The sequence below is a fragment of the Motilibacter deserti genome (genome assembly GCF_011250635.1).
Taxonomy (GTDB): Bacteria; Actinomycetota; Actinomycetes; order Motilibacterales; family Motilibacteraceae; genus Motilibacter_A; species Motilibacter_A deserti.
In genome coordinates this window covers 1-864 of the sequence record NZ_JAANNP010000253.1, presented here as the reverse complement: position 1 = coordinate 864, position 864 = coordinate 1, and the positions used below count along the sequence as shown (strand labels likewise).

2 protein-coding genes are annotated in these 864 nt (G+C 79.6%); both read right to left on the bottom strand.

The genetic code is table 11. The features are described 5' to 3' along the window. The coding region (locus tag G9H71_RS25400; protein WP_331273214.1) for an FAD-binding oxidoreductase at positions 1 to 333 on the bottom strand (333 nt) is incomplete at its 3' end. Beyond that, positions 330 to 864, bottom strand: a 535-nt coding sequence (locus G9H71_RS22880) for an HAD family hydrolase (protein WP_196792396.1), incomplete at its 5' end; no start/stop codon positions are given. The genes G9H71_RS25400 and G9H71_RS22880, both read right to left, overlap by 4 nt.

The following is an 864-nucleotide window of genomic DNA, read 5'->3' as shown; positions in this document are numbered from 1 at the left end:
GGCGACGAGCCGATCCGGGTCGACCGTGACGTCGGCGCGGGGCGACAGGTCGATGACGACGGCACCGTCGGCGACACCGTTGCCGGCGACGCTGTGCCCGCCGCCGCGGACGCGCACCGGGGCGCCGGCCTCCCGGGCCACGCGCAGGGCCGCGCTGACGGCGGGCGCGTCGGCGCAGCGTACGACCGCTGCCGGCCGCCGGTCGATCATCGCGTTCCACACCTGGCGGGCCTCGTCGTAGCCCGCGTCCTCCGGTCGGGTCACCACCGCCCCGGGGACCCGGTCGAGCGCGGCGAGCGCGGCGGCGCCCGGGGAGCGACCGGTGCCCGTCACGCGCCCACCCGCGCCGGCTCGTCGCAGGCGTCCGCGACGAGCTCGAGCACCGCGGCAGCGTCGTCCACCACGGCCTCGGCCCCTGCGGCCCGCAGCGCGTCGTCGCCGATCCCGCCACTGCGGACGGCTACGGCCGTGAGGCCCAGCGCGCTCGCCGCCCGCATGTCCCACACGCTGTCGCCCACCGCCCAGGCGCCCTCTGCGGAGGCGCCGAGCGCGTCGAGCCCGGCTCGCAGCGAGGTCGGGTCCGGCTTCGGCGGGACCGCGCCGCCCGTGTGGACGACAGGCAGCGGCGCGGCGCCCACCTCGGCGAGCACGTCGCGCGTCGCGTCGGGGCCGCTGCCGGTCACGACGACGGCGGGGACGCCGCGCCCACGCAGCCCGTCCACGAGCTCGCGGGCACCGTGCGTCGGGCGCACCGTCGGGCGCAGCGCGGCGTACGCCTCGCGGTGTGCCGTGCGCACGGCGGCGGTCTCTTCAGGCGTCGGTGGACGGTCCAGCACCGCTCGCAGCTCTTCGGCGGCAGCCGCC